Genomic DNA, 13,337 nt, shown 5'->3' on the forward strand with positions numbered 1-13,337 from the left:
GCTCGCGACATGCCCGCACCACAGACTCCGTACGAGGCGGTCCTGCACGCGGCCCGTGACGTGGCGAAGCTCGACTGCGCGCTGGACGCCGAGATGCTGGGAACGGCTCTGCTCGGCAGTGTCTACTCCGTGGCGCACGACGACCGCGCTGCCGCCGTCCGCCGTTTCGTCGGCGAGTTCCTTTCCGCGACCACTCGCCGGCGTACAGCGTCGGCCACCACGATTCGCGAGGTCTTCGCCGTTCTCGTGCCCGACGCCGAGGGCGCTTCCGGGGTGCGGCGGGGGCCTCAGACGCCGGCGTGGGCCGACCAGCTCGGCCGCGTCCGTCCCACCGGCTGTTACGCGTACGGGGATGTCTTCGGTGATCAAACGTCGTACCTGGTGACCTTCGCCTACGACGACGAGCGCGACGGCGGTCCGGAACACGCGGTCGTCGCGCTGGTCGACCACAACATCGGCATCACGAAAGACATCTATGTCGGGCCCTCGGCCGAGCGCATCCTCGCCCAGGTGCGCCAGATGTGCGCGGGCGACGAGCTGACCTGGTTCCGCGAGGAAGATCCGGGCCGGCTGCGGGGCGAGATCGATCGCCACCTCGAGATCACCGACGCCCTGGGCGACCTGCCGAGCGAGGGCTCGCTGGCCACCGACCGGGCCCTGGCCGGCGCGCGGCTGGCCCTGCTGCCGGCGGCCACCACCCCGCCGCTGACCGAACCACCCGCGGTCAACAGCACCGATCTCGTACGGGATTTCCTCGCCTCACCCGAAGCGGCGCGTTTCGGCCTCGACCGGGTGCACGCCGACGACGAGCTGGCGTCGCTGCACTTCTGCCTGAGCCTGATCCTCGACCACGCGGCGAGCCTGCCCGACCCCGATCCGCTGCGCTGGAGTCCCGCCGTGGCCGGGCTGTTCCTGCTCGACTGGGTGCACCGGCGCGCTGTCCTCGACATGGACGACGCGGCGATGCTGCCCCGGGTGACGCGGGGCTGGTCGGCCTACGCGATTCGGCGGCGCGACCTGCCCGGGGCCGCGGCCGACCAGACCGACCAGGTGGTCGAGGAGATGATCCCCGAGTTCGCCCGGCTTTACGCGACGGGCGAGAAACGCAGCCCGGCGACGGCGGCGGTGGCGCAGCTGATCTCCGAAGGGGTCGACCCCAACGACAGCGACGCGATCGACGCCTGGATCGAGGCCAACCGCCACCGTCTCGACGACGCCTGAGGTCACCAGCGCCCGGTCAGATCCTCGCTGTGCTCGGCGTGGTGCCGGCCCACCCGGGAACTGCGCTGCTGCTCGGGGGTCGTCCGGTCGTCGGCGTGGTGCTGGCTGCTCGCCCGATGGCTGCCGCGGTAGGAGCGGTTCTGGTTCTCGTCCGCACGGTCCTGGAGGACGATACGGCCGTGATGCCCGCCCCCGGTGTTGGCGTAGCTGCGCTCGATGATGCTGGACGGTCGGATGTTGTTCGAACGTTCGGCCACAGCTGACCTCCGGCTGTGTTCGGACCGGCCACGTGACCGGTGACGGGCTGTCTTCTTGCTGTGCTTGTTCTCTTCGCACCCGCGGTGGCGGGGCCGGTCGGCGGGCTCGCGATCATGCCGCCGGGACGGCTCGGAGTCGGCGGGGTCGCGGTCGTGACGACCGGTGGGCTCGGCGTCACCGGGATCCTCATGGTCGTCACTCGCACCGTTGTCGCCCGGCACGTCGCTGTCGCCCGGCATATCGCTGTCGCCCGGCATATCGCTGTCGCCCGGCGCATCGCTGTCGACCGGCACGTCGCTGTCGACCGGCACATCGCTGTCGACCGGCACGTCAGGGAGGCCGGGCACGGTCGGCGCCTCGACCTCCGCTTCGTCCTGCTCGTCGGGCTCAGGCACGGGCGGCAGTCCGGGGACGAACGGTTTCCTGCCCCAGTGCGCCGGGTCGTCCCGCCCAGCGCCGGGCTTGCCGCCGCCATCGGACAAACCACCACCATCCCGTACGCCTCCCGGCGCCCCGCCCCTGGAAGGCCGGCCGACACTAGGGCCGTCGTGCCCGGACCCGCCCCCCGAAGAAGGTCGACCATCGCGGGGGTCGTCGTGGGCCGACCCGCCCCCGGGAGGCCGGCTACCGGGGCTGTCCTGGTCCGACCCGCCCCTGAGAACTCGTCCGGTGCCCGAGTCGTCATCGTGCGACCTGCCCCCGGAGGACCAGCCGCCGCCGGATCGGTCACGCTGCCGGGGGCCGCTGTGCTTCCGGCCCGGGTCGACGCGGGGGCCGCCGGACGGCGCGGGACCCGCTTGGCCGAGCAGCTTCCCCGCCCGTACGGCGGCATCGGCGCCCTTCAAGGCCCCACGGACAGCGCCGCTCACCGAATCGGGCGACGGCGACGGGTCCCGCGGCGGCTGTTGCCGGACCGGCCCCGAGGAGGTCGGCGGCAGGAAAGGAATGTCCATGGTGTCCGTTCGCCCGCCGGAAAGCTCGCGCGACCCCGCGGTAATGGCGGCCAGGGTCGGTACCGACGCCAACCCCACCAACATCGCCACGATCAGCACATAACGACGCGTCGGCCCGGAGAACCCGGTGTCGGCCCGGTAGACCCCGTTGAGCCGCTTGCGCATCACCTTCATCGGCGGCACGAGGTGGTCGTCGTCGCGCTGGTCCGGCACGGCCGGGCTCCCCCTCTGCGTCGGCATCAACGGGCCGCGGCCGGCTGCAATGATCAACATTGATCGACCGCGGATACCGAATGAACGACGCATGGGCATGAAGGCAGCGGCGAACATTGCCCGTTCGTACGGTAGTGACCGTACGAAAGCCGCTTATTCGGACAAATAAGGGCACCGATATGACGGACGAATTTCTCGACTGTGATCGACCTGGCCTGTAACGGGGCTCACGTTCTCTGTCAGGATGGGGGCGACGGCACCGCCGCCGTCGCTTCGCCGACCCAGCGGGGCAAGGTGGGGGCCGTCACTCCCCGGCGGGGTCCAGGCCCGCGCCGATACGCCGCGCGGCAACCTCACCCGGGCCAGGCGCGGTGACCAGCGGTCCGCCGCGCGTACGGGTAACACCCGTCGCGGCGCAGAGATGAACAGGGAGACTCGATGGCGAACGGCGAAAGCACGGCTGCGCCGCTACCAAAGCCAGGTCCTTCGGACGGCTTGGAGAACCAAGGCATGGGCGGAGCAGACGCACCGGCAGGCGGTTTCGTCCAACTGCTCACCCCCGACGGTGAACGGATCGACAGCGTCACCACAGCTGACGGCACCACGTACTCCGTCGACTTCACCGACGACGAGTACCGCGAGCTGTACCGCGACCTGGTGACGGTCCGCCGGCTCGACGCCGAGGCGACCGCCCTGCAGCGGCAGGGCGAGCTGGGGATCTGGGCGAGCCTGCTGGGCCAGGAGGCGGCTCAGGTCGGTTCCGGCCGGGCGATGCGCCCCCAGGACATGGCGTTCCCCACCTATCGCGAGCACGGCGTCCTCTACACCCGCGGGATCGACCCGATCATGCCGTTCGGCCTGTTCCGCGGCGTCGACCAGGGCGGCTGGGACGCGAACGAGCACCGCTTCAACGGCTACACCATCGTGATCGGGTCGCAGACCCTGCACGCGACCGGTTACGCGATGGGCGTGACGATGGACGGCAAGACCGGCGGCCCCGACGGCGAGGCCGTGATCGCGTACTTCGGTGACGGCGCGACCAGCCAGGGCGAGGTCAACGAGGCGTTCGTCTGGGCCGGTGTGTTCCACGCCCCGATGGTCTTCTTCTGCCAGAACAATCAGTACGCGATCTCCGAGCCGCTCGAGCGTCAGACCCGCATCCCGCTCTACCGCCGGGCCGCCGGTTACGGCTTCCCGGGCGTACGGATCGACGGCAACGACGTGCTGGCCAGCTTCGCTGTCACCCGGGCGGCGCTCGACAACGCGCGCAACGGCCAGGGCCCGACGCTGATCGAGGCCTACACCTATCGCATGGGCGCGCACACCAGCTCGGACGACCCGACCCGTTACCGCATCGCCAGCGAGGTCGAGTCGTGGAAGGCCAAGGACCCGATCTCCCGTCTCCGCGCCTTCCTGGCCAAACAGCAGCTCGGTGACGACGCCTTCTTCGACGAGGTCGACGAGGCGGCCAAGAAGCTCGCGCTCGACCTGCGCGAGCGCGTGCTGGCGATGCCCGACCCGCAGCCGGTCTCGATGTTCGACCACGTCTACCCGAACGGCTCGCCGGAACTCGAGGCGCAACGCGCCCAGTTCGCCGCCTACCACGCCTCGTTCGAGGGGAGTGACCACTGATGGCGGAAACGATCACCATCGGCAAGGCCCTCAACCACGGTCTGCGCCGCTCGCTCGAGCACGACTCCAAAGTCGTCATCATGGGCGAGGACGTCGGCAAGCTCGGCGGCGTCTTCCGCATCACCGACGGCCTGCAGAAGGACTTCGGCGAGGACAGGGTCATCGACACCCCGCTGGCCGAGGCCGGCATCGTCGGCACCGCGGTCGGCCTGGCCATCCGCGGGTACCGCCCGGTCTGCGAGATCCAGTTCGACGGGTTCGTCTTCCCGGCCTACAACCAGATCGTCGCCCAGGTCGCAAAGATGTTCTACCGCTCGAAGGGCAAGGTGCGGCTGCCCATCGTCATCCGGATCCCGTACGGGGGTGGCATCGGCGCTGTCGAGCACCACTCGGAGTCGCCCGAGGCGTACTTCTCGCACACGCCCGGTCTCAAGGTTGTGACCTGCTCGAACCCGGCCGACGCGTACTGGATGATCCAGCAGGCGATCCGCTCGGACGACCCGATCGTCTTCTTCGAGCCCAAGCGGCGCTACTGGGAGAAGGGCGAGGTCGACCTCGACGGCGACCTGGCCGGGGCGTACCCGCTGCACGAGGCACGGGTGGTCCGCGAGGGCACGGACGCGACACTGCTGGCGTACGGGCCGATGGTTCGCACCGCGCTCGACGCGGCCACCGCGGCCGCTGAGGACGGGCGCAACCTGGAAGTCATCGACCTGCGCACACTGTCCCCGGTCGACTACGAAAAGATCTATTCCTCCGTACGCCGGACAGGCCGTGCCGTCGTCGTGCACGAGGCGCCGGGCAACATCGGTCTCGGGGCCGAGCTTGCCGCGCGCATCACCGAGCACTGCTTCTACTCGCTGGAAGCGCCCGTGCTGCGGGTGACCGGCTACGACATCCCGTACCCGGCGGCCCGGGTCGAAGAGGAGTATCTGCCCGACCTTGACCGGGTGCTGGACGCCGTCGACCGTTCGTTCGGGTGGTGACGCCGATGTCGCGGATCAAGGAGTTCACCCTGCCCGACCTGGGCGAGGGCCTGACCGAGGGCGAGATCCTGGCCTGGCTGGTCAAGGTGGGCGACACGATCGAGTTGAACCAGCCGATCGTCGAGGTCGAGACGGCCAAAGCGGCCGTGGAGATTCCGGCCAAGTGGGGCGGGGTCGTCTCGCGCATCTACGTCGAGGCCGGCACCACCGTCGAGGTCGGCGCGCCCATCGTGGCGATCGACACCGACCCGTCGGCCGGGCCGGTGCCGAGCGATCAGCCGGGTCCCGCGCCGTCGGCCGAGTCGCTGGCCGCGGTCGAGATCGCTCCGACCGAGGGCGCTGTCGAGCCGGGTCTGATCGGTGGTCCGGCGCCGGGCGGCCGTACGGCGGTGCTTGTCGGTTATGGGCCGAAGGTCACCACTGCCAAAAGGCGGCCCCGCGTCGGTACGGCCCCGGCTGCTGTTTCTTCGCCGCCGGTTGTTCCCGATGCCCCCGCGCCTCCCGTTGCTCCTCCGCCACCGCCGCCGGTTGTTCCCGCCGCTCCGCCGGCTCCGGCCGGCCGGACGAATGGGCCTGTGCTGGCCAAACCGCCGGTTCGCAAGCTCGCCCGCGACCTCGGCGTCGACCTCGCGACGATCACGGGCACGGGGCCGCTGGGGTCGGTGACCCGGGACGACGTACACCGGGCCGCCGCAGGCGCGACTGCGGCCGAGGTCGCCGTACCCACCGTGACCACCGCTCCGGCCGCGTTCGACGCGAGTCGCGAGCAGCGGATCCCGGTCAAGGGCGTCCGCAAGCTGACCGCGGAGAACATGGTGGCCTCCGCGTTCACCGCGCCACACGTCACGGAGTTCCTCACCGTCGACGTGACCCGCACCATGAAGACGATCGAGAAGCTGAAGGAGCGGCGGGAGTTCCGGGATGTCCGGATCTCGCCGCTGCTGCTGGTGGCCAAGGCCGTGCTGCTCGCGGTCAAGCGTCACCCGATGGTCAACTCGTCCTGGTCGGCGGCGACCAACGAGATCGTCGTCAAGAACTACGTCAACCTGGGTATCGCGGCGGCCACCGAGCGTGGCCTCATCGTGCCCAACGTGAAAGACGCGGGACGGCTCTCGCTGCGGGAGCTGGCCGAGGCGCTCAACACATTGGTGCAGGTGGCGAAGTCGGGGAAGACCCCGCCGTCCGATATGGCCGGTGGGACCCTTTCCATCACTAATGTCGGAGTGTTCGGCGTGGACACGGGCACGCCGATCCTTCCGCCGGGCGAGTCGGCGATCCTGGCGTTCGGCGCGATCCGGCCGACGCCTTGGGTACACAAGGGGAAGATCAAAATTCGCCAGGTCACCACCCTCGGGCTCTCGTTCGACCACCGGATCATCGACGGCGAACTGGGCTCGAAGTTCCTGCGGGACATCGGCGACTTCCTCACCGACCCCGAGGGGACCCTGCTCACCTGGGCTTAGAATTTGTTAGGCGAAACACGGAAGTGAACCTACGATCCTTAGGCAGGTGCTGCGCGTCACCCCCGTAATCGTTGGCAACTCGTCCCGTTTCGGCGCACAATGGAGTCACACGGGACGAGTACCACGATGAGCCGGCGATCCCGGCTCGAAGGAAGTGACAGAGCAGATGAGCATCGTCGACCGCGTTCGTCAGCGCCGGTTGATCAACCGTCAGAACCGCGCCATCGACCGGGCCTGGATGACCGCTCCCACCCAGTCCATGCGCGATGAGATTGCGATCTTCGCCCAGCGCAAGACCTTCTGACGACCACAGCGCCCACGGCCCGCCCGGAACCCCCTTCCGGACGGGCCGTTCGCATTTTCAGGTCACGCTTAAAGATCTTTTGTTGGTCCCCTTCGGGGCGTACACCGGGATTCCTCAGGCCGCCATCGCCCGGTACGGTTGGGCACGGCATCGAGCCGGCTCGGCCGGTCGGCGCGAGGCCGGGGCTCGACCGAAGCGATTCGGGGTGCCCCGCACGGCCTGGCCTCAGAGCTGGGCACGACGCCGGAGTCTGTCCGCCGTCAGTGCAAAGCTGGCACGGCCGCATGGAATGAGGAGGCGCTCATGACGTCCGAGGGGCACTACGCCGGCTCACAACCGGCCGAGGCCACGTCGGGCGGACCGACGTCGGACGGCTTCCCGCCGGACTCCGACGGCCAACGGGTCTCGGCCCGGGCTTCCGCCCAGCCGCCCGCCGAGGGTTTCCCCAGCTCCTACGGTCCACCACCGCAGGCCACGCCCAACGGCGGGTCGCCGTTCGTCGTTCCCGCCGTGCCCACGTTCGGCCAGGGTCCCGACGCCCCGCGCCCGGCCACCGGCACCTCCTACGGATCGGCTCGCGTGCCCGGCACCGGCCCCGACCTGGGTTCCGCTTCTGGTTCCGGTTCCGCTTCCGCTTCCGCTTCCGGTTCTGGTTCTGGTTCTGGTTCTGGTTCCGGTTCTGGTTCCGGTTTCGGTTCCGGTTCCGCCGAAGGCAACGGGCTGCCGCAGCGCACCCCGGCGCCCGCTCCCGAGGGACTGCCGCAGCGCGGCGCCGCCTCGCCCTACGGGTCGGTCACCCCCGGCAGCGACGGCTCCTACGGCTCGGCCTCGGCGTCGTCCCCGTTCGGCCCGGCCCAGAGCGGCGGCCCGTCCTCTGTCTTCGGCGCTCCGCCCTCCCAGGCTCCGCCGGCTCCCGCGGCGAGCGCCCCCGAGCAGCCGCCGGCCGCGTGGGCCCCGCCGCCCTCCGCGGAGCAGAGCTTCATCCAGCGTCCCGGCGCCCCGCTGCCCCAGCGCAACGCCAATCCCGCCGGCACGGTCGACAGTCTCGAGGGATTCAACGGCTTCGCCCCTCCCGCCGGCCGAGGCACACCCGAGCCGCAGCCGTCGGCAGATCCGTCGGTCGATCCGTCCACCGGCCGTCCGCCCGGCGTCTCCGCCTTCGGCGACCAGCGTGTCCGTGTGCCCGGCGCCACCCTGACCGGCCTGCCCGACGCTCCGCAGCCGAGCCGCTCCGGCGACAGCGGCGGCTTCCCCCTGCGCGGCGGTGGCAGCAGCGGCTCCGCCTTCCCGACCCGCGGTGGCGGCAACGGCGCCTTCCCGCTGCGCGGCACCCCCGGCAACGAGCCCGAGCATCCTTCGGCGGGCCAGTCATCGCCGTTCGCGCCCCAGGCGCCCCTGTCGTCGCATCCTCAGCCGCAAGCCGGCCAGCCGTCGCCGTTCGAGCAACAAGCCAGCCAGCCGTCGCCGTTCGAGCAACAAACCGGCCAGCCGTCGCCGTTCGAGCAACAAACCGGCCAGCCGTCGCCGTTCGAGCAACAAACCGGCCAGCCGTCGCCGTTCGAGCAACAAACCGGCCAGCCGTCGCCGTCGAGCAACAAACCGGCCAATCGTCGCCGTTCGAGCAACAAACCGGCCAATCGTCGCCGTTCGAGCAACAAACCGGCCAATCGTCGCCGTTCGAGCAACAAACCGGCCAATCGTCGCCGTTCGAGCCTCAAGGGGTCCAGTCGTCGCCTTTCCCGCCACAAGCGGGCCAGTCGACGCCGTTCCAGCCGGCCGCGCCTCAGCAGGCCGGTACCCCGCCGCAGGCGCCCGGTGAACTCCCGGTGCGCGGCCAGCAGCCTTTCGGCGCTCCTCAGCTGCCCCCCGCGTCCAGCGACTTCAGCGCGTTCGGCCCGTCCGCCTCCGCGGAAAGCGCGCCGCACCCCTACGGCCGTTCCGAGCCCTTCGCCGACCCGTTCGGCCGCACTCCCGCGGGCGGCTCGCCCGACGCCCTCCACCCCGGCGAGCAGCAGCGCAACGGCCTGCCCGACCCGTTCGGCCGTGGCTCCGGCGAGTCCGCGGGCCAGCCGCCGACGTCCGGCTCGGCCTATGGCAGTGCCCGCCCCGCCGCCCTGTCCGACGCCGACCGTCCGTCGTCACCGGCCTTCGGCTCGGCGCGCCCGGCCGGTGGCCCCTTCGGCCAGTCCGAGGGCAACCCGTCCGACCAGCGTCCAGCCGATCCGTTCGGCCGCTCCGACAACGACGGCAGCGCCTACGGCACGGCTCGCCCCACCTCACCCGCCAGCGGCGCCGCCCGCCCGGCTGGACACCCCTTCGGCCAGCCTGAAGGCGATTTCGGCGGCCGGCCGCAGTCCGAGTCCGGTGCCTTCGGCGCAGCCCGTCCTCCGGGCCAGCGCGAACCCGGTTCCGGCGTCTTCGGCTCGGCCCGTCCCACCGGCGGCCCGTTCGATTCGTCCGGGGGCGAGTCCGACTCCGCCCGGCCGGCCGACCCGTACGGTCGCTCCGGCCACGACGGCAACGCTTTCGGCACGGCTCGCCCGATCTCGCCCGCGAGCGGCTCTGCCCGGCCGGCCGGGGGTTCGTTCGGCGCGCCCGAGGGCGACTCCAGCACACCGTCCCCGTTCGCCCCGCAGGGCGACGGTTACGGCTCGGCTTTCGGCTCCGCCCGTCCCGATGCGGCCTTCGGCGGTGGCCAGCCCGACGACAACGCCTCGCAGTTCGGACCGCGGGCTGAGGGATCGCCCGAGTCCCAGCAGCCCTCCTCGCCGTTCGGCGTGGTGCGCGAGCCCGGCGCGGCTTACGGCGCGGCCCGGTCCGCTTCCCCGTTCGGTCCCGGCGCCGACGATCAGCCCGGCCACGACGACCACGCGCAGTACAGGCGCCCCGAGCCCCCAGCCGAGGACAACTCGGGCGGATACCCCCAGCGGGTGCCGGGTGCCGCGCTCGGGGCGATCGGCTCCCCCGCGTCGGCCGACAACCGCAACGGCTCCGTGCCCGCGCCGCGCGAGCCGTCCGAGAACCCGGGCGCGGTCGGGTCGGCCCGTCCCGTCACGGCCAGCGCCTCCGTGCCCACCACCAACCGCACGGCCCCGGTCGAACCGTCCGAGCTCCCGCCCCCGGCCGCCGCGCCGCAGGCCCGCGTCTACGGGCGACCGGCTCCGGCCGAGCCCGCCGAGGAGGAGCCGTCGCGCGACGCCGAGTCGTCGTTCGGTGCCGGCTCCCCGTTCGGTCCACCACCCGGCGACGACCCGTTCGGCGGTGAGCGTCCCGCGGGCGGGTTCGGCTCGAAGGCGTACGAGCGCCTCTCGGGCGACCACGACGGACCCGGCAGCGAGCCTCACGCGCCCGGCGGCGAGCCGGGCGTGGCTGGTACGCCTGGCGTCGCCCCGCAATCGCCCGCACGCGCCAGTGCCCGCGCCTCGGCCAGTGCCCGCGTGGCCCCGCCCACCCAAGGTGGACCCGGCGGCGCCCTCGGCGGACCCGGTGAGTTCGGCGCCTCGGGCGGACCCAGTGGACACGGCGGCCCTGGTGGGCCCGGTGGGCCCGGCAACCCGCCGACCGGCATGGCTTCGGCTCCGGCCCTGCCCGGCGCGGCGCCTGAACCAGCCTCGCCCGGCTCCCCCTACGCCGACCGTCCCGGAAGCGCCCTCGGCGGTGGCCTGGGAGGCGGACCGGCCGGTGGGCCCGGCAACGGGCGGCCCGGTGAGCCGTACAGCGAGCTGACCACTGACATCGCCGGTCGCGAGCAGCCCTACGTGCCCGCGCCGGCTCTGCCCCCGATGCCCCCCGGCCTGAACGGCTTCGACCCGGCCACCCAGCCGCGCTCGAACAGTTTCGGCCCGCCCGCGCAGCAGCCGTCGAGCAACTTCGGCCCCGGCGACAACGGCGGCTTCCCTAGTCCGGCCAGCCGGGCCACGGTGACGCCACCCACTCCGGAGGAGACGACCAGCTGGCCGGGTGTCGAGGCCGACCAGGGCCGGTTCGACAGCTTCAAGGCGGAGGAAAAACCTGCCAAGCCGGCGACACCCCACGTCCGCATGCTGCCGATCCTGATCTCGGTCGTCGTGGCGGCCGTCCTGTTGCTGGGCATCGGCTTCGGCATCGTCTATCTGGTCGCCGGCGGCAACGACAAGTCGCTGTCCGTGATCCAGGGCGAGTGCGTGAAGCGCGAGGGTGAGTCCGCGGTCAAGACCGAGTGCTCCGAGTCCGGGTCGTACCAGGTGACCTCCATCGTGGCCGACAAGGCCGAGTGCGCCGACCCGGGCCAGCCGCACGTGGTCAACAAGACCACCGACGGCAAGACCCAGGTGCTGTGTCTCAAGCAGAACTGACGGCAGTGTCATCCTGACCACCTTCGTGCCGTGCCGGAACCATGGGTACGGCACGATGGTGTGATGACTGGACGTGTGCGGGCGCCGGAGCTGCGGGGCCGGGGCTGGTTGAACACCGGCGGCAAGGACCTGACCCTGGCCGACCTGCGCGGCAAGATCGTCCTGCTCGACTTCTGGACGTTCTGCTGCATCAACTGCCTGCACGTTCTCGACGAGTTGCGCCCGCTCGAGCAGAAGTACGGCGACGCCCTGGTGGTCATCGGCGTCCACTCCCCGAAGTTCGAACACGAGCGCGACCCGAAGGCGCTGGCCGCCGCGGTGGAACGCTACGGCGTGCACCACCCGGTCGTCGACGACGGCGACATGCACCTCTGGCAGCAGTACGCGGCGAAGGCCTGGCCCACGCTCGCGGTGATCGACCCGACCGGCTATCTGGTCGCCTCGATGGCCGGCGAGGGCCACGCCGAGGGCCTGTCGCGGCTGGTGGACGAGATGATCGAGAAACACACGTCCGACGGCACCCTGCACCGCGGCGACGGCCCGTACGTTCCGCCCGCCCCCGCCGACACGGTGTTCCGCTTCCCCGGCAAAACTATCGAGCTGCCCGACGGCCACCTGCTGGTCAGCGACTCGGCCCGGCACTCCGTGGTCGAGGTCGAGGCCGACGGCGAGACGCTGGTCCGTCGCTTCGGCAGCGGTGAGCGGGGTGACCCGTTCAGCGAGCCGCAGGGCCTGCTGCTCCTCCCCGCCGAGGTCGCGTCCACGGTCGGCTATGACGTGGTCGTCGCCGACACGGTCAACCATCAGCTGCGCGGTCTGCGCCTGGCCGACGGCGAGATCACCCTGGTCGCGGGCTCGGGCCGCCCGTGGCGCTCGACCGTCGACGGGCACGCGCACGACGCCCTGGCCGCCGACCTGTCGTCGCCGTGGGATCTCGCCTGGTACGACGACCGCGTGATCATCGCTATGGCCGGCATCCACCAGCTGTGGTGGTTCGACCCGATCAAGCGCACGGTCGGGGTTTACGCCGGCACGACAGTCGAGTCCCTGCGTGATGGTCCGATTCCCGACGTGTGGATGGCCCAGCCGTCCGGCCTGTCGGTGGGCGGCGACCGGCTGTGGATCGCCGACAGCGAGACCTCGGCGCTGCGTTACATCGAGGCCGGGGTCCTGCACACCGCGGTCGGCCAGGGGCTTTTCGACTTCGGCCACGTCGACGGCCCGGCCAAGGAGGCACTGCTGCAGCACCCGCTGGGTGTGGCCGCACTCCCCGACGGCTCGGTCCTGGTCGCCGACACCTACAACGGCGCGGTCCGCCGCTTCGACCCCCAGGCCGACGAGGTGTCCACGGTCGACTCCGGTCTGGCCGAGCCGAGTGACGTGCTCGTGACCGCCGCCGGCGACGTCCTCGTCGTCGAGTCGGCCGCGCATCGCCTGACCCGGCTTGCCCCAGGCGCCGTGCGTACGGTGGCTGGGGAACGCCACCGGACCGAGCGCCCCGCTTCCCCTCTCGCGCCGGGCGAGGTGACCCTCGACGTGGTCTTCAGCCCGGCGCCGGGCCAGAAGCTGGACACCCAGTTCGGCCCGTCCACCCGCCTCGAGGTCTCGGCCTCCCCGCCCGAGCTGCTGCTCTCGGGGGCGGGCGTGACAACCGACCTGTCCCGCCCGCTGGTGATCAACCCGGACGTGGCGAAGGGTGTGCTGCAGGTGGTGGCCCAGGCCGCGACCTGCGACGTCGACGTGGAGTTCGCCGCCTGCCACCTGACCCGCCAGGACTGGGGCGTCCCGATCGTGGTGACCACGGATGGCCCGGCCCGCCTCCCGCTGATCCTGCGAGGCATGGACGACAACTGAACGGCTTCCGCCTGCGCTGCTCGACATGGACGCATTCTGACGATCCCCACAAGATCATCAGAGTTATCCACATTGCAGGGTTATCCACAAGCGTCCCCGCCAAGATCGGCCGCAGCCAC

The 13,337-nt window shown here is 71.4% G+C and carries 10 protein-coding genes; 7 read left to right on the top strand and 3 right to left on the bottom strand.

The features are described from left to right. Nucleotides 1-9 precede the first annotated feature (9 nt). Nucleotides 10-1,221, top strand: coding sequence for a hypothetical protein (locus C8E87_RS15295; protein ID WP_133873720.1), 1,212 nt, complete (start codon nt 10-12; stop codon nt 1,219-1,221). Between the two features lie 2 nt (nt 1,222-1,223). On the opposite strand, the gene C8E87_RS15300 is transcribed toward C8E87_RS15295, so the two are convergent. Continuing rightward, nucleotides 1,224-1,961, bottom strand: coding sequence for a hypothetical protein (locus tag C8E87_RS15300; RefSeq protein WP_166661172.1), 738 nt, complete (start codon nt 1,959-1,961; stop codon nt 1,224-1,226). 1,194 nt (nt 1,962-3,155) lie between these two features. Between C8E87_RS15300 and pdhA the strand changes: the two genes are divergently transcribed. The 4 genes from pdhA (at nt 3,156) to C8E87_RS43705 (ending at nt 7,030) form a co-directional block, all read left to right on the top strand. Next, a complete protein-coding gene (gene pdhA, locus C8E87_RS15305) occupies nt 3,156-4,277 on the top strand; it encodes a pyruvate dehydrogenase (acetyl-transferring) E1 component subunit alpha (protein WP_133873722.1) in 1,122 nt (373 codons plus the stop codon). Continuing rightward, entirely contained in the window at nt 4,274-5,263 is a 990-nt protein-coding gene (locus tag C8E87_RS15310; RefSeq protein WP_166661329.1) for an alpha-ketoacid dehydrogenase subunit beta, read from the top strand. The genes pdhA and C8E87_RS15310 overlap by 4 nt, the downstream gene beginning before the upstream one ends. A gap of 5 nt (nt 5,264-5,268) precedes the next feature. Continuing rightward, complete coding sequence (locus C8E87_RS15315) at nt 5,269-6,726, top strand: dihydrolipoamide acetyltransferase family protein (protein ID WP_133873724.1); 1,458 nt, start codon at nt 5,269-5,271, stop codon at nt 6,724-6,726. A gap of 166 nt (nt 6,727-6,892) precedes the next feature. After that, on the top strand, nt 6,893-7,030 hold the full coding sequence (locus tag C8E87_RS43705) for a hypothetical protein (protein ID WP_166661173.1): 138 nt from the start codon (nt 6,893-6,895) through the stop codon (nt 7,028-7,030). An 815-nt stretch (nt 7,031-7,845) separates the two neighbouring features. Here C8E87_RS43705 and C8E87_RS15320 read toward each other — a convergent pair. Further along, nucleotides 7,846-8,064, bottom strand: coding sequence for a hypothetical protein (locus C8E87_RS15320; protein ID WP_133873725.1), 219 nt, complete (start codon nt 8,062-8,064; stop codon nt 7,846-7,848). A 375-nt stretch (nt 8,065-8,439) separates the two neighbouring features. Further along, the gene (locus C8E87_RS15325; RefSeq protein WP_133873726.1) at nt 8,440-8,748 is read right to left on the bottom strand and encodes a hypothetical protein; all 309 of its coding nucleotides are present in this window, start codon (nt 8,746-8,748) and stop codon (nt 8,440-8,442) included. 108 nt (nt 8,749-8,856) lie between these two features. On the opposite strand from C8E87_RS15325, the gene C8E87_RS46345 reads away from it, so the two are divergent. Both C8E87_RS46345 and C8E87_RS15335 read left to right on the top strand, forming a co-directional pair. Further along, complete coding sequence (locus C8E87_RS46345) at nt 8,857-11,364, top strand: hypothetical protein (protein WP_133873727.1); 2,508 nt, start codon at nt 8,857-8,859, stop codon at nt 11,362-11,364. Nucleotides 11,365-11,427: 63 nt separating this feature from the next. Next, entirely contained in the window at nt 11,428-13,218 is a 1,791-nt protein-coding gene (locus C8E87_RS15335) for an NHL domain-containing thioredoxin family protein (protein WP_133873728.1), read from the top strand. The last annotated feature ends 119 nt before the right edge of the window (nt 13,219-13,337 follow it).

The sequence above is a fragment of the Paractinoplanes brasiliensis genome (assembly GCF_004362215.1).
In the GTDB taxonomy this organism is placed as follows: domain Bacteria; phylum Actinomycetota; class Actinomycetes; order Mycobacteriales; family Micromonosporaceae; genus Actinoplanes; species Actinoplanes brasiliensis.

What these genes read in the sequence shown, in the direction of transcription:
- pdhA (WP_133873722.1), top strand. Translation starts at nt 3,156, where the DNA reads ATGGGCGGAGCAGACGCACCGGCAGGCGGTTTCGTCCAACTGCTCACC.
- C8E87_RS43705 (WP_166661173.1), top strand. Translation starts at nt 6,893, where the DNA reads ATGAGCATCGTCGACCGCGTTCGTCAGCGCCGGTTGATCAACCGTCAG.
- C8E87_RS15315 (WP_133873724.1), top strand. Translation starts at nt 5,269, where the DNA reads ATGTCGCGGATCAAGGAGTTCACCCTGCCCGACCTGGGCGAGGGCCTG.
- C8E87_RS15335 (WP_133873728.1), top strand. Translation starts at nt 11,428, where the DNA reads ATGACTGGACGTGTGCGGGCGCCGGAGCTGCGGGGCCGGGGCTGGTTG.
- C8E87_RS15295 (WP_133873720.1), top strand. Translation starts at nt 10, where the DNA reads ATGCCCGCACCACAGACTCCGTACGAGGCGGTCCTGCACGCGGCCCGT.